Consider the following 15286-nt stretch of genomic DNA (forward strand, 5'->3'; position numbering starts at 1 on the left):
TTGAAAGCGATTATCGACCACTTAGCTCATATCACTCAATTACACGGTTCGCCGGTTGCTAAAGAGGCGCTTTCCGCGCAAGTGATACGAGAACAAAACCTCAATGTAAATTTTCAGTCCTTAGTAGAAGTTTTACGTTCACATGGATTTGAAAACCAAATTTCTCATCGTGACTTAAAAGATATTCCTTCGCTTTCAACCCCAGTATTGCTGGTCTTACAAAATGAAGAAGCGGCGATTGTCACAAAAATTGAAGGTGCAGGTAAGGACAGAATTTATCATCTGTATCAAAATGGCATCACACATAGTGTATCTGCCGATTCACTTGCTCAGAATTATTTAGGATATTGTTGGTTTATTAAGCCTCAAACAGGCAAAGATCAACGTTCCGAATTGCCGGAATACCATATGCCAAAAGCTTGGTTCTGGAAGGTAGTTTGGCGTTTCCGTTCTTATTATTATCAAGTGATCTTAGCAACGTTTATCATCAATTTCTTAGCCTTAGTCAGCTCACTTTATGTGATGAACGTTTATGACCGAGTAATTCCAAATAAAACGTATGAAACCCTTTGGGCATTAAGTATCGGCGTAGTACTTGCGATTAGCTTTGAACTAGCGGCTAAATTAATTCGAGCACATCTCACTGACATCGCCGGCAAAAAAGCCGACTTACTGATAAGTTCAGCTATTTTCAGACGGGTTATGGGGCTACGTTTAGTCGATAAACCGGCATCTTCCGGTTCTTATGCCAACAACTTACGTGAATTCGAATCCGTTCGAGAATTTATGACTAGCGCAAGTTTACTGGTATTAGTTGACTTGCCTTTCGTATTGTTATTTATTTTTGTGATTTTCTTGGTGGGTGGTTCCTTAGCGCTCGTGCCATTGATCATTATCCCAATTGTGATGATTGTCGGCTTTGCGGTACAACCGAAAATTGCTGAAAACATTAATAAAACCATGCGCGAAAGCTCGCAACGACAAGGTTTAGTTGTGGAAGTGATTGACGGTATTGAAACCTTAAAAACCAATAATGCGGCAAATTGGGCTCAGCAACGTTGGGATTCTTATACGGCAAAAACGGCCGCAACACAAATTAAGGTCAAAGATTTAAGTAATTTTGTCGTAAATTTTTCAACGGCAATGCAGCAACTGAATACAGTTTTCTTAGTTGTCGTCGGGACTTACCTTATCCATGCGGAAAATGAAGCCTCTCGTATTACGATGGGTGCATTGATTGCTTCCGTGATTCTTTCTGGTCGGGCATTGGCACCATTATCACAAATTGCCGGACTGGCAACGCGTTTCCAACAAGCTCGTCTAGCATTAAAAGGTTTGGATAGTATTATTGAGCGCCCGACCGAGCGAGATCCGGAACGTAAATATATTACGCTGTCATCGGTACAGGGACATATTCAATTTAACCAAGCACATTTCCAATATTCGGAGCAAGGTAACGATATTGTTTCAGGGTTGAATTTACAGATAAAACCAGGTGAGAAAATCGGTATTTTAGGCAGAATCGGAAGCGGCAAAACAACACTACTTAAATTGGCTTCAGGTTTATACGAACCAAGCAAAGGTAACGTTACATTAGATAATGTAGATTTACGCCAAATTGATCCAAACTTCTTACGTAACCAAATAGCACTGTTTAGCCAGTCGCCTCGCTTATTTTTAGGTTCATTACGTGAAAACTTAGATTTAGCACGTACTGACAATTTCGCCAGTGACCAAGAGCTATTACTAGCGCTACGTCGTTTCGGCTTAGATCGCATTATCCAGCAGCATCCTCGCGGTTTGGATATGCCTTTAGGTGAAAATGGACAAGGCTTATCCGGCGGTCAAAAACAATTAGTAGCCTTAGCACGCTTAACTTTAAAAGATCCAAAAGTAGTTTTGCTTGATGAACCGACCAGCGATCTTGACCAAGGCTCGGAAATGATGGTGTTAAACGCTTTAGCGAATTGGACGAAAAATCGTACGATGCTGGTAGTTACGCATCGTCCGCAAGTATTACGAATTGTTGAGCGAGTAATCGTGGTAGAAAATGGCAAAATCGTATTAGATGGTCCTCGTGATACCGTGTTAGCAAAATTGCGTGAGAATGAACAAGCAAAAAAACAACAAAATTCGACCGCTAGTACTAAACAAGCAGAACCTGTAGCAACACAATCTCAAGGAAGTGAAAATAATGAGCAACCAAGAAAAAATTAGTCAAGCAGATCTTGCTTTAATTAACGATCTGAATGCTGCGATGCAGACCGAAAAACATCGTGGCATATTTGCTGTGATTATCTTGTTCTTCGCTTTTCTCGTGGTCTTCGTAATTTGGGCATATAATAGTCCATTGGAAGAAGTCACTCGCGGGCAAGGGAGTGTTATCCCGACCAGTCGTGAACAAATAGTACAGAGTCTTGATCCCGGCATTATTCGCGAAATGAAAGTAAAAGAAGGTGATATTGTCGAAAAAGATCAAATTTTACTAACTTTGGACGATACCCGTAGTTCTGCAATGTTGCGAGAAACTAAAGCGAAAGTGCTTAATCTACAAGCTGTTTCAACTCGTTTACAAGCTGAAGCTTATGGTATGCCGCTTAAATTTAGCGCTGATATTCCTCGTGATATTCAAGCGCGCGAGAAAGCCGCTTATCAAGCTCGTTTACGAGCTATGAGTGATGCGGTGAAAGGTTTAACACACAGTAAAGCACTATTGGATCGTGAAATTGCACTCACCTCGCCAATGGTAAAAAGAGGTGTAATGTCCGAAGTTGAATTACTGCGGACTAAGCGTCAATCGGCCGATTTAGCACAACAAATTGCAGAGCGTAAAAATCGTTATGCTGCTGAAGCGAATGAGGAATTAGTTCGAACAGAATCTGAATTAGCACAAGCGAAAGAAACGCTGGCGATGTATGCAGATCCGGTTGAACGTTCGCAAATCAAAGCTCCGCTACGTGGTATTGTGAAAAATATCAAAATCAATACAGTTGGCGGTGTGGTTCAAGCCGGACAAGATATTCTGGAAATTGTACCGTTGGATGAAAAATTGTTAGTACAGGCCTATATTAGCCCTAAAGATGTCGCATTTATTCGAAGCGGACAACCTGCTCTAGTTAAAATCAGTGCCTATGACTATGCAATTTATGGCGGACTTGAGGGAAAAGTGACGCTTATCAGCCCAGATACCTTGCAAGATGATCGAACTCAGAGTACGTTAAAATTAAATCCGGATGAGTCTTACTACCGTATTTTAGTCGAAACCAACGAAAGTAAAATTTTCGACAAAAATGGCAATCCGCTTGAGATTACGCCGGGTATGACCGCTACAGTTGATATCCGAACCGGAGAAAAAACAATTTTCCAATATCTGATCAAACCGATTACGCGTATGAAGCAAGCAATGCAAGAGCGCTAAATCATTCTCATTTTAATAAGGCTGTCTGATCTTCAGGCAGCCTTTTTTATCACAAAAATTTACAATCTGTTATCCGCTTTATTTTTCCGTCACTTAGCAAATTGCAACCCCTCCCCTGCAAATTTTTTGATTTTATTTTCAAAAAAAATAACTACAATGCACAACATATTGTGCTAGCAACAAGAAATAACACAATATATAGTAACAATTTTATAACAAATGAAAAACCTCAGATTCTGCTCAGAACAAATTGTTTGGCAAGAAGTGCCGCACGAAACCTCACTCGCCTTCTTAATTACCGGCTGCCCGTTAGGCTGTAAAGGCTGCCATAGTACAGAAAGCTGGAAGGTTGGAAGCGGTCAAATTTTGACAAAAAATTACCTCATCGAGCAATTAAATAAATACCAAGGCTTAATCAGCTGCGTACTTTTTATGGGTGGCGAATGGCTACCCGAACAACTTATTCCGCTACTGAGTTACTGCAAACAAAGAGGGCTACAGACTTGCCTTTATACTGGGCTTGAACGAAATGAGCTTTCTGCAGAGTTGCTTTCGCAATTAACCTACCTAAAAACTGGGCGTTGGATAGCAGAAAGAGGCGGTCTAAATAGTCTTACCACCAATCAACGATTTATCGATTTACGCACCGGCGAAAATCTAAATCACTTATTTAGCAAGGGAGTTTAATCATATGATTCGCTTACAACCTAATCAACTTGAAGGCAAATTAGGCTTTATTGATCATTATCTGCACGCAAAAAATGCGGCGGACGGTTCCAAAATGGATGCGAATGCCAATGTGACCCAAAAAAACATTGCCACCATGGAAAATGAAATGATGAAAGACTTCTTTGTGCAAATTAACCGAGCAAAAGTAAGCAACAAAATTGCCGAATTATTTGATGAAGAACTTGCGGGCGAATACCTACGTCAAATTGAATCACACGAAATCTACGTACACGATGAAACTAGCCTCAAGCCATATTGTGTCTCAGTAACAATGTACCCTTTCTTACGTGACGGACTCACCAAATTAGGTGGCGAATCTAAAGCTCCAAAACATCTTGCTTCATTTTGTGGTTCGTTTGTGAATTTCGTGTTTGCGGTCAGCTCACAATTTGCCGGAGCGGTTGCTACCGTTGAGTTTCTCATGTATTTTGACTATTTCGCACGTAAAGATTTTGGTGATAATTATCTTGAAACCCACCGTAGTGAAATCGAAAATCATCTACAACAAGTAGTTTATAGTATTAATCAACCGGCTGCCGCTCGTGGTTACCAAAGCGTGTTTTGGAATATTTCACTTTATGACAAACACTACTTTGAAGCGATGTTCGGTAATTTTGTGTTCCCTGATTTTGAACGCCCGAATTGGGAAACGACTGCCGCACTACAAATTTTCTTTATGAAATGGTTTAACCAAGAACGCACTAAAGCGATTTTAACTTTCCCTGTGGTAACAGCCGCAATGCTGACCGAAAATGGTAAATGTAAAGATAATCAATTCGCCGATCAAATGGCAGAAGAGCTTTCGCAAGGTAATTCATTCTTTATTTATCAATCGGATAACCCAGATTCACTCGCTTCTTGTTGCCGTTTACGTAATGAAATCTCGGATCACACATTCTCTTATTCATTGGGTGCCGGCGGCGTGGCGACTGGTTCGATCAACGTCATTACCATCAATATGAACCGTTTAGTGCAAGATGGGCGTAATTTAGAAGAAGAAGTTGGCAAAATTCATAAATATCAATACGCTTATCGTAAATTAATGGAAGAATATTTAGCAGCGGGAATGCTCCCTGTCTATGATGCGGGATTTATTTCTTTAGATAAGCAATTCCTCACGATCGGCATTAACGGAATGGCGGAAGCTGCTGAATCACAAGGCTTAACCGTTGGTTATAATCCTGATTATATGCAGTTTGTACAAAGCCGTTTAAAAGTAATTTTTGAAGCAAATCAGACCGCTTCCAAAAAATATGGTGTGAAGTTCAATACCGAATTTGTACCAGCGGAAAATCTCGGTGTGAAAAATGCCAAATGGGATAAAGAGGACGGCTATTTTGTGCCTCGTGACTGCTACAACTCTTATTTCTATGTGGTGGAAAACGAAAACACCAATGCTTTGGATAAATTCTTACTGCACGGAAAAGAACTGATTGAATGGTTAGATGGTGGTTCGGCCTTACACCTCAACCTAGACGAAGCATTAACCCAAACTGGCTACCGCTCGTTACTTGATATTGCGGCTAAAACAGGTTGTAACTATTTCTGTATTAATGTGAAAATCACCATTTGTAACGAATGTGCACATATTGATAAACGCACCTTATGCAGCTGCTCAAAATGCGGTTCACAAAATATCGACTACGGCACACGCGTGATCGGCTACTTAAAACGAGTATCCGCCTTCAGCTCCGCCCGCCAAAAAGAACACAGCTTGCGTTTTTACCATAGGGAAGCGGCTTAGTCCCCTCTCTCTGCAAAAATTGCCTGACGCAATTTTTACTGTCTCTCTCCCTCAAGGGGAGAGAGTGTTTTATATTGAAAAGTCGAACAAATATCAAAAGACTAAATAAAACTGAAATGCTGGCGCTAGTGTCCTCACTCGTGCCTTTTCTTTTTAAAGCTTAACACCGCTTAAGAGGAAATAAGACAAACGAGATACTTATACAATTCCCCCTCTTTAGCAAAGAGGGATTAGGGGAGATTTGATAAGAAATTATCTTGCCTTTGTAATCTGATTGGTTCTCACATCAAACACATCCATTCCGCCGGCAAGGGCGGCTTGGATACCAAGATCAGCGTCTTCAAATACAAGGCAGTGTTTCGGCTCTACGCCTAAACGCTCAGCACATAATAAAAAGGTTTCTGGTGATGGTTTATGTTGTTTCACATCATCCGCATCGACAATCGTGTTGAAATACGGGCGTAGGTTAAATTTATCGAGTAATTTATACGCCTGCACACGGTGAGCGCCTGTACCGACCGCTAACGGCTTTTTGCCCGAATAGTGTTGGATAATCTCAAATGCCGGTAGCAACGAGGAATGTTCGTAAGTGAGATCCATCGCAATTTTACGTTTCATCTGTACCACTTCTTCCAACAGCTCCATTGGCATATTCGCACGCTGCATAATTTCACGCCCAATGGTGTAAGTGGTTGCCCCACCCAATTCATACATTACCGAGCTATCCACTTGATAGCCGAAATGTTCGCCGGTAATCTCCCACGCCTTCGCATGGCTTGGCATCGTATCAATAATAGTGCCATCCATATCAAAAATGAGAGCCTGATACTGGTCCAAAATTTCTGTACTGACTAACATCGCTTTCTCCTAAATTCGTTCTTTAATGCCACCAAATTCTTCAATCATTTTTTGGGTAAATAATTTAAGTTCTTCGGTCATTAACAAGAAATCTGCATCAAAACGCTGAGCAATATCTTCCTTTAAAATATCGTCATTCTTTTCACGCACTTCATCAGCAAATTTCACACGGGAAAGGGTTGCATCTTCATTCAATACGCACGCAAAATGATTCTCCCAATCAATTGCAAGTTTTGTGACAAATTTACCCGCTTGTAAGTGTTGAGCGATCTCCTCGCTTTCCAGATCTTGACGTTTGCAACGGATCACGCTGTCTGTATCAAACGATTTCAATTCTGCTTCTTCTAATAAATTTAACCAATTCGGTGTATGTCCTTTGGCAATCCAGTTCGTCATTACTTCACTTGGTAATAAAGCAAAAGAAATCGGTACAACAGGTAATGATCCTAAGGTTTTACGCAATAATGCGAGCGTGTCTTCCGCTCGTTTACTTGAACCTGCATCGACATAAACTAGCTGTGCATCTAAATCCAACCAAATTGCGGTGAATTGATGTTTACTAAATGCTCGAGGCAACAACATTGCCACCACATCATCTTTGATCGCTTGTTTTTCGGTTTTCTTGAGCTTACGAGCTTCTTTTTCTTCTAAAACGGCGATACGTTCTTCCGTTTCTTTTTTAACCACATTCGCCGGTAATAGCTTATCTTCTTTATGTGAAACTAATAGAAACTGTTTACCTTGCGAAAAATGTAATAATTCCGAACCGGAAAGTGGACTCGACCAGCCGAATTTACTCATATCGCTTTGTGAACAAGGGGTAAATTTGGTTTGTTGCAGTTGCTCTTCCAGTGAATGACTTTCCAACGAAAGCGGCGAAGTCAGGCGATAAATCATTACATTTTTGAACCAGAACATTTTTATGATCCTTTTAGGGTGTTAGAATGGGCAAAATTTTAACAGATTTCTCTTTTGGGCTCTAATCAAATCTCTCCTCCCTCTTTTCTAAAGAGGGGCAGCTTGGGATAGAGAAACGATTTATCCCCCTATTTTCCGCCGAAGCGGTTGCGTAAACTTTTGAAGGCAACTTTTCGTGTTTGAGTTTGCTTGCAAACGAGTTTGAAAAGTTCGCCTCAAAAGTTAGCAATAAGCGTAGGAAGAAGGAAAATCTGGGGGCGCCTTTCTTTGGTTACTTTCTTTGGCGAAGCAAAGAAAGTGACAAAAAACAGATAAAATTTATTTAACGTTAGCTGGAAATAATCATGAAACACTACCCACTTCTAAGCTTTATCGGCACCGGCAATATGGCATACGCCATCATTCAAGGCTTACTCAAAAGCCATTATCCTGCCTCGCAAATTATCGCTTGCAACAAAAGTAATTTAGCTCGCCGAGCAGAATTACAAGCGGTCGGAATTGTGACAAATTTTACCAATCGTGAAGCGGTTGAACAGGCGGAAGTTGTTGTGTTAGCGGTCAAACCGCAAATGATGGCGGAAGTTTGTAGTGAATTTTCCAGCGTGGATTTTTCGAATAAAACCGTGATTTCTGTCGCAGCAGGGATTTCAGTAGCTCGTTTAGAACAGCTTTTACCAACAGCAAAAAATATTATCCGCACCATGCCAAATACGCCCTCGCTAATCGGTGAGGGAATGACTGGGTTATTTGCAAAAAAATCAGTAAATTCGACCGCTTGTCAATTTGCAGAGAGCTTAATGTCTGCGGTCGGAAAATGCTATTGGGTCGAACAAGAACAACAAATCAATCATATTATTGCGGTAACTGGTTCCAGCCCGGCGTATTTCTTCCGTTTTATGGAAGCAATGCAACAAAGTGCAATGCAAATGGGATTTAGCGAAGCTGATGCACGTTTACTGGTGCAACAAGCGGCATTAGGCGCAGCAAAATTAGTCGAAGCGAATCCGAATACTTCACTTGCCACACTACGAGAGAACGTTACATCAAAAGGCGGTACGACGGCACAAGCCTTAGCGATATTTGAACAACAAGCATTAGTAAAAACAGTTGATCAAGCGATGTGGGCAGCCATTCACCGTGCAGAAGAAATGGAGCAACAACTATGATAAAACCAACCCCATTCCAGTGGGCGGCATTTAACTTCTTTGGTTTCTTTTGCGCTTACGGTGTACTGCTCCCCTTTTTACCTGTTTGGCTAAAACAGCATGGCTACAGTACCGAAATGATCGGCTTACTTGCATCATTCGGTTATCTATTCCGTTTTGGTGGCGGAATGTTGTCGTCACAACAGGTTAAATCGCCCAATCAATTAATTCCAACCGCACGTGTACTCACGTTATTAAATCTGCTTGCGATTATTCTCATTGCGTGGTCGGTAGATTCTATTTGGTTACTATTCCCTACGCTAATGCTGTTCCATATTTTTAACGCCGGTGCGATGCCTATCGGTGACAGTATCGCTTCGCTTTGGCAACAACAAGTCGGCATTGATTACGGCAAAGCTCGCTTATTCGGCTCGATTGCCTTTGTAGTCGGCTCATTAAGCACAGGCTATTTAACCGGCTGGCTGGGCGAAAGTTCAATTATTTGGATTATGTTCGGTTTCTTTATCTTATTAGGTTGTGGGCAATTACTTACACCTAAGGTTAGCTTTGAAAACCAGCAAGATAAGAAATCTTCATCAAACCTCAGCTATTGGCAGATTCTCAAAGAACCGACTACGCTACGGATGATGCTTGCCGTGTCGTTAATTCTTGGCTCACACGCCGCTTACTATACTTATAGTACGATTCACTGGTCAGCGGCTGGTATCTCCACCCAAACCAGCAGCTTGTTATGGGGCTTTGCGGTATGTGCCGAAATTTTATTTTTCTTATTTTCCAACCGCTTATTTAAATCGTGGCGTATTTCGCACTTAATGATAATTGCAAGTGTTATCGCAATTATTCGCTGGTCAATTTTAGCTTCAACTACTGAAATTAGTCTGTTGGCGCTCTCACAAACATTTCATGCCATCACATTCGGTATGGCTCACTATGCGATGATTCGTTATATTTCCGCCCAAAATCCGGAAAAAATCACCAAATTGCAGGGCTTATATTTTGCATTATCGAATTGTGGCTTTACGGCGATTTTTACCTTTATATCAGGCATGCTATACCAAGATATACCAAACTTTGTCTTCTGGTTGATGGCGATTATCGTGGTGCCGGCAATTTTGATCGTGCCGAAAAAATTTGAGGTGAAACTAGTGCAAGGAGAAAATCATGTCTGAATATAGTATTGGCAAAGTATTTGCTTCCGATAAAACCACTTATCAGGCAATTGATCGGCTGCTCGAACAAGAAGGCATTCGTAGAGATAATAATCTTGATTACACCTGTGCGATGTATAACAAGGATGATGAAGTGATTGCAACCGGTAGTTGCTTTTCCAATACGTTACGCTGCTTAGCGGTGTCTCATCAACATCAAGGTGAAGGCTTAATGAATCAAATTGTTACGCATTTAATTAATGAACAATTTGAGCGAGGTAATTCACATATTTTTCTTTATACCAAAACCTCAACCAGCCAATTTTTTGCCAATTTAGGCTTTCACGAAATTGCCCGTATAGAAGGGAAAATATCCTTTATGGAAAATCAGCGCACCGGATTTGCAAATTATTTAGCAAATTTGACCGCTTGTAGTCCGACTCCTCTCGCAAATCAACGGGTAGCTGCGATCGTAATGAATGCCAATCCGTTTACTTTGGGGCATCTCTATTTGGTGGAAAAAGCCGCAAGCGAAAATGATCTGGTACATCTTTTTATGGTGTCTGAGGATAAAAGTTTGGTTCCGTTTGCAGTTCGAAAACAATTGGTAAAACAGGGCGTAGCACATTTAAACAATGTGATTTGTCATGAAAGCGGTTCTTATATTATTAGTTCGGCAACCTTCCCGAGTTACTTCCAAGAAAACGATAATGCAGTTATCGAAAGTAATGCGATGCTCGATCTGCAAATTTTTACGCGTATTGCCAATGCGTTAGGCATTCAACGTCGTTACGTTGGCGATGAGCCTTTTAGCCGAGTAACCAATATTTATAACCAAATTATGCAAGACAAATTACCAGAACAAGGTATCGAATGCGTTATCGTGCCTCGCAAAGAGGTGAACGAACAGATCATTAGTGCTTCTGCTGTTCGAGAGTTGATTAAAAACGGTGATTTCACTACGATGAAACAGATGGTGCCGGCTTCTACATATCAATTTTTTACCAGCGAAGCGGCAAAGCCGATTATTACACGTATTCAAGCAACAGATAATGTAAGGCACTATTAAAAAAGAAATGTAAAAAAGAAATGCTAAAAAACAAGCGGTCATATTTTGCAAATGTCTTACAAAATATGACCGCTTGCTTTATACAAGTAAGTTAATCCTTACTTCAATTGTTCTTCGATAACACCGCCACCTAAGCAAACTTCGCCTTGATAGAAGACTGCTGATTGACCCGGCGTCACTGCAATTTGCGGTTCATCAAAGATCACTCGAATCGTATCATCATCCATCGGTTGAATTTCACAGGCAATATCCGTTTGACGATAACGCGTTTTTACCGTACAACGTACATTTTCACGAATCGGCTGACGGTCCACCCAATGTAACTGAGTTGCGATTAAACCGCTTGAAAGTAATGCCGAATTATCATGACCTTGTGCCACAACTAACACATTATTGATGAGGTCTTTTTCGACTACATAAAACGGATCTTCGCTCAAGCCTTTCACGCCGCCAATTCCTAAGCCTTTACGCTGACCAAGGGTGTGATACATTAAACCATCATGACGACCGACAACTTTACCATCCACCGTTCTGATCTCACCCGGTTGTGCTGGTAAATAACGTGCTAAGAAATCTTTAAATTTACGTTCACCGATAAAACAAATACCGGTTGAATCTTTTTTCTTCGCTGTCGCTAAGCCAATATCTTCAGCAATTTGACGGACAATCGGTTTCTCAATATCACCTACAGGGAATAGGCTCTGCCCTACTTGCTTATGGCTTAGTGTGTAAAGGAAATAACTTTGATCTTTATTTGCATCTAAACCACGTAACAATTGTGCGTTATTATCATCACCGCTACGGCGTACATAATGGCCGGTCGCAATATAATCCGCACCTAAATCTTCCGCCGCATATTCTAAAAATGCTTTAAATTTGATTTCTTTATTACAAAGAATATCCGGATTTGGTGTACGACCCGCTTTATATTCGCTTAAGAAATGCTCGAAAACATTATCCCAATACTCTGCCGCAAAATTAATTTTGTGCAGCTTCATACCCAGTTTATCCGCCACCGCTTGAGCATCAGCTAAATCCGCCGCTGCGGTACAATAATCGGTATCATCGTCTTCTTCCCAGTTTTTCATAAACAGGCCTTCAACTTGATAACCTTGTTGTTGCAGAATAAAAGCGGATACTGATGAATCCACACCACCGGACATACCGATAATCACTTTCTTTTTCGCATTTTCCGCTAATTGCTCAGCGGTTAATTTAGCAAAGTGAGTATCATAAGTTTTCGAGCTAAGTTTAGTTTGATTTGTCATAATTCTCCCGTAACTTCGGTTAAGGCGAAGCACATTGGTTAATATTAAATAAAATACAAGCGGTGAAAAAATCAAAAATTTTTGCTTTTCACCGCTTGCTATGAATCTCCTACCCCTCCCTTTTCAAAAGAGGGGGACTATAACTGAACATAAATAGATAACAAAGCTATCATCAATCAAAGAAAACGCCCCTCTTTAATAAAGAGGGGATGGGGGAGATTTTAAAATTATTTTACTTCGTAAAATTGCGGTTCTTTACTGAAGCGTGCAACCTCTTCAGGATCAGCCGTACCATCCGCCATTTTTGCTTTCAGATTGTCACAAGGCTCTTCACAGTCACACATTTTTTTCATACCTAATGCAGTAATACCACCGCAGCTGCCTTTGATTGTTTTTCCTTTTACGATAAAACCAATCGACATTGCAAAAATTACGGCGATAAAAAAGCCGAAAGTAATTAATAATGTTTCCATTGTTTACTCCAATTATTTTTGGTTAATTAATTTTTCAAATTCGCTCGACATTTTAGTTTCAAATGCTTCGCCGTTCTTAATAATCAGGAAAACCGCTAACTTTTCACGTTCAGCGACTTCCAGCGCTTTTTCCGGTCCTAATACGAATAAACCGGTTGATAAACCATCTGCTGTCATTGTTGTTGGAGCAAATACGGTAATCGAGGCTAATTTATGGCTAACCGGACGCAGTTCTTTCGGATTAATAATATGCGAAAGACGATTACCTTGTTCGTCTTCGAAATAATTGCGGTAATTACCGGAAGTCGCCATGCCCAGATTATGCAATGGAACGGTAATCTGTGCCGCTTGTCCTTGCGCTAGTGTTGGCTGCTCAATCGCAATACGCCAATCAACACCTTGTAAATTTTTCCCTTTACCACGCAACTCACCACCGATTTCCACTAAGTAATTGGTTAAACCGAGGCTTTCGAGATGTTCCGCTAACTTATCTACGCCAAAACCTTTTGCGATAGAAGAAAGATCTAAATAAAGATTCGGTACAGATTTTGCTAATAAAGATTTATCACTACCGGTTAATGTTAACTTTTCAATGCCAACTGCCGCTGCTCGTTCGGTAATCTGTTCTGCTGAAGGGACTTTATTTAAACGTTTGTCCGGCCCGAACCCCCATAAGTTAACTAAAGGCCCAACAGTAACATCTAACGCTCCTTCAGTTACTTTATTTAATCGGATTGCTTCATGCACAACCTTTGCAAAATCAGGTGAAATTTCAACCGATTTATTAACCTCTTGCATTGCATTAAAGCGACTGATTTGCGAATCTTGTTGGTAGGTAGACATTTCATCATTAACAGTTTTCAATAAACTGTCCAATTGCTTCTGCACTTCATTCGGTGCCTCCAACTGCGCAACTTTACCGTCATCAATATATTTTACCGTATAGGTTGTGCCCATCGTTTTACCTTGTAAGGTAATTTGCTCTGGCGTTTTATTGCAAGCAGTTAACAAAATAGCTGACATTGCAAAAGTTAAAATCGATTTAAGTTTCAAATTAAACCTCTTTATTATTTTAGTAGGTACGATTTCTAGGTAAGCCATTCAGCTTACCCTTATAAATTTAAATTACTATTGAAAAAGACTGTAGAAACAAACTTTTTCACTAACAATTTAAAGCACGTCAAGCGGTGTGATTTACAAAAAACTTTGCAAATCACACCGCTTGTAAATCTGGGCGCATTTACACCCTGTTCGATTTGGTATTAACCACCGAAGTCATCTAATAAGATGTTTTCGTCTTCAACACCTAAGCTCTTCAGCATACCGATTACCGCTGCATTCATCACTGGTGGACCACACATATAGTATTCACAGTCTTCCGGTGCTTCATGATTTTTCAGATAGTTCTCATAAAGTACGTTGTGAATAAAGCCTGTGTAACCTGTCCAGTTATCTTCCGGTAACGCATCTGAAAGCGCTACGTGCCATACGAAGTTATCGTTTTCAGCCGCTAATTGGTCAAAGTCTTCTTGATAGAAGATTTCACGTTTAGAACGAGCACCATACCAGAATGACATTTTACGTTTAGATTTTAAACGTTTTAATTGGTCAAAGATATGTGAACGCATTGGCGCCATACCTGCACCACCACCGATAAATACCATTTCGTTGTCGGTTTCTTTCGCGAAGAATTCACCGAACGGACCAGAAATCGTTACTTTATCACCTGGTTTTAATGACCAAATGTATGAAGACATTTGACCCGGTGGAACATCCGGATTACGTGGAGGAGGCGTTGCAATACGCACGTTTAGCATAATGATGCCTTTCTCTTCTGGATATGAAGCCATTGAGTAAGCACGAATAATATGCTCGTCCACTTTTGACACATAACGCCATAAGTTAAATTTATCCCAGTCTTCGTGATACTCTTTCGGAATATCGAAGTCTTTATAGTTAACTGTATGAGGTTCCGCTTCAATTTGGATATAACCACCCGCACGGAAAGGTACTTCTTCGCCTTCAGGAATTTGAAGTTTAAGCTCTTTGATGAAGGTTGCTTTGTTATCGTTAGAAATAACGGTACATTCCCATTTTTTCACACCAAAGATTTCTTCCGGAAGTTCAACATCCATTGAAGATTTTACGTTTACCTGACACGCTAAACGCCAACCTTCTTTCGCTTCTTTCTTAGAAATGTGCGATAACTCGGTTGGAAGAATTTCACCACCGCCAGATTTTACTTGTACTTTACATTGACCACATGAGCCACCGCCACCACAAGCTGACGATACGAAAATACCTTTGCTCGCTAAAGCACCAAGTAATTTACCACCCGCCGGAAGCGTAATGCCTTTTTCCGGATCGTTGTTGATTGAGATGGTAATATCACCTGAATCGACTAATTTTGATTTAGCGAAAAGAATGATCACCGCAAGCACTAATACAAGAGCAGTAAATGCGATAATACCGAAAATAAAATTACTATCCACGAT

13 protein-coding genes are annotated in these 15286 nt (G+C 40.6%); 7 read left to right on the forward strand and 6 right to left on the reverse strand.

Annotation, left to right across the window (positions count from 1 at the left end):
• The 4 genes from ASU1_RS06410 (at position 1) to nrdD (ending at position 5891) form a co-directional block, all read left to right on the forward strand.
• A complete protein-coding gene (locus ASU1_RS06410; RefSeq protein ID WP_014991965.1) occupies positions 1–2217 on the forward strand; it encodes a type I secretion system permease/ATPase in 2217 nt (738 codons plus the stop codon).
• Complete coding sequence (locus ASU1_RS06415; RefSeq protein ID WP_014991966.1) at positions 2195–3418, forward strand: HlyD family type I secretion periplasmic adaptor subunit; 1224 nt, start codon at positions 2195–2197, stop codon at positions 3416–3418. Before ASU1_RS06410 ends, ASU1_RS06415 begins: the two co-directional genes overlap by 23 nt.
• A 219-nt stretch (positions 3419–3637) precedes the next feature.
• On the forward strand, positions 3638–4105 hold the full coding sequence (gene nrdG, locus ASU1_RS06420) for an anaerobic ribonucleoside-triphosphate reductase activating protein (protein WP_014991967.1): 468 nt from the start codon (positions 3638–3640) through the stop codon (positions 4103–4105).
• A gap of 4 nt (positions 4106–4109) precedes the next feature.
• Positions 4110–5891 (forward strand): anaerobic ribonucleoside-triphosphate reductase, encoded by a 1782-nt coding sequence (nrdD, locus tag ASU1_RS06425; protein ID WP_014991968.1) that lies wholly within the window; start codon positions 4110–4112, stop codon positions 5889–5891.
• A 252-nt stretch (positions 5892–6143) separates the two neighbouring features.
• On the opposite strand, the gene ASU1_RS06430 is transcribed toward nrdD, so the two are convergent.
• Together ASU1_RS06430 and rdgC are read right to left on the reverse strand one after the other, a co-directional pair.
• Positions 6144–6749 (reverse strand): beta-phosphoglucomutase family hydrolase, encoded by a 606-nt coding sequence (locus tag ASU1_RS06430; RefSeq protein ID WP_014991969.1) that lies wholly within the window; start codon positions 6747–6749, stop codon positions 6144–6146.
• Between the two features lie 9 nt (positions 6750–6758).
• Positions 6759–7667, reverse strand: a complete 909-nt coding sequence (gene rdgC, locus ASU1_RS06435; protein WP_014991970.1) for a recombination-associated protein RdgC — start codon at positions 7665–7667, stop codon at positions 6759–6761.
• Positions 7668–8011: 344 nt separating this feature from the next.
• Here rdgC and proC point away from each other — a divergent pair, with 344 nt between their 5' ends.
• From proC to citC, 3 genes are read left to right on the forward strand one after another with little or no spacing between them, the layout of a single operon-like run.
• Positions 8012–8833 (forward strand): pyrroline-5-carboxylate reductase, encoded by an 822-nt coding sequence (proC, locus tag ASU1_RS06440; protein ID WP_014991971.1) that lies wholly within the window; start codon positions 8012–8014, stop codon positions 8831–8833.
• A complete protein-coding gene (locus tag ASU1_RS06445; protein WP_014991972.1) occupies positions 8830–10002 on the forward strand; it encodes a 3-phenylpropionate MFS transporter in 1173 nt (390 codons plus the stop codon). The genes proC and ASU1_RS06445 overlap by 4 nt, the downstream gene beginning before the upstream one ends.
• Positions 9995–11050, forward strand: coding sequence for a [citrate (pro-3S)-lyase] ligase (gene citC, locus ASU1_RS06450; protein WP_014991973.1), 1056 nt, complete (start codon positions 9995–9997; stop codon positions 11048–11050). The genes ASU1_RS06445 and citC overlap by 8 nt, the downstream gene beginning before the upstream one ends.
• A gap of 98 nt (positions 11051–11148) precedes the next feature.
• Here citC and mnmA read toward each other — a convergent pair whose 3' ends face one another.
• From mnmA to nqrF, 4 genes are all read right to left on the reverse strand, one after another.
• A complete protein-coding gene (gene mnmA, locus ASU1_RS06455; RefSeq protein WP_014991974.1) occupies positions 11149–12318 on the reverse strand; it encodes a tRNA 2-thiouridine(34) synthase MnmA in 1170 nt (389 codons plus the stop codon).
• A gap of 227 nt (positions 12319–12545) precedes the next feature.
• Complete coding sequence (gene nqrM, locus ASU1_RS06460; protein ID WP_005595875.1) at positions 12546–12791, reverse strand: (Na+)-NQR maturation NqrM; 246 nt, start codon at positions 12789–12791, stop codon at positions 12546–12548.
• A 12-nt stretch (positions 12792–12803) separates the two neighbouring features.
• Positions 12804–13844, reverse strand: coding sequence for an FAD:protein FMN transferase (locus ASU1_RS06465; RefSeq protein ID WP_014991975.1), 1041 nt, complete (start codon positions 13842–13844; stop codon positions 12804–12806).
• 209 nt (positions 13845–14053) lie between these two features.
• Positions 14054–15283 carry an NADH:ubiquinone reductase (Na(+)-transporting) subunit F gene (gene nqrF / locus ASU1_RS06470; protein WP_014991976.1) on the reverse strand — a complete coding sequence of 410 codons (1230 nt, stop codon included), beginning with the start codon at positions 15281–15283 and terminating at the stop codon, positions 14054–14056.
• Positions 15284–15286 lie beyond the last annotated feature (3 nt).

This window comes from Actinobacillus suis ATCC 33415 (genome assembly GCF_000739435.1).
Taxonomy (GTDB): domain Bacteria; phylum Pseudomonadota; class Gammaproteobacteria; order Enterobacterales; family Pasteurellaceae; genus Actinobacillus; species Actinobacillus suis.

Excerpts from the sequence above, each read along its gene's own strand:
- ASU1_RS06415 (WP_014991966.1), top strand. The coding sequence starts at position 2,195 with ATGAGCAACCAAGAAAAAATTAGTCAAGCAGATCTTGCTTTAATTAAC.
- nrdG (WP_014991967.1), top strand. The coding sequence starts at position 3,638 with ATGAAAAACCTCAGATTCTGCTCAGAACAAATTGTTTGGCAAGAAGTG.
- nrdD (WP_014991968.1), top strand. The coding sequence starts at position 4,110 with ATGATTCGCTTACAACCTAATCAACTTGAAGGCAAATTAGGCTTTATT.
- ASU1_RS06430 (WP_014991969.1), bottom strand. The coding sequence starts at position 6,749 with ATGTTAGTCAGTACAGAAATTTTGGACCAGTATCAGGCTCTCATTTTT.
- rdgC (WP_014991970.1), bottom strand. The coding sequence starts at position 7,667 with ATGTTCTGGTTCAAAAATGTAATGATTTATCGCCTGACTTCGCCGCTT.
- proC (WP_014991971.1), top strand. The coding sequence starts at position 8,012 with ATGAAACACTACCCACTTCTAAGCTTTATCGGCACCGGCAATATGGCA.
- ASU1_RS06445 (WP_014991972.1), top strand. The coding sequence starts at position 8,830 with ATGATAAAACCAACCCCATTCCAGTGGGCGGCATTTAACTTCTTTGGT.
- citC (WP_014991973.1), top strand. The coding sequence starts at position 9,995 with ATGTCTGAATATAGTATTGGCAAAGTATTTGCTTCCGATAAAACCACT.
- mnmA (WP_014991974.1), bottom strand. The coding sequence starts at position 12,318 with ATGACAAATCAAACTAAACTTAGCTCGAAAACTTATGATACTCACTTT.
- nqrM (WP_005595875.1), bottom strand. The coding sequence starts at position 12,791 with ATGGAAACATTATTAATTACTTTCGGCTTTTTTATCGCCGTAATTTTT.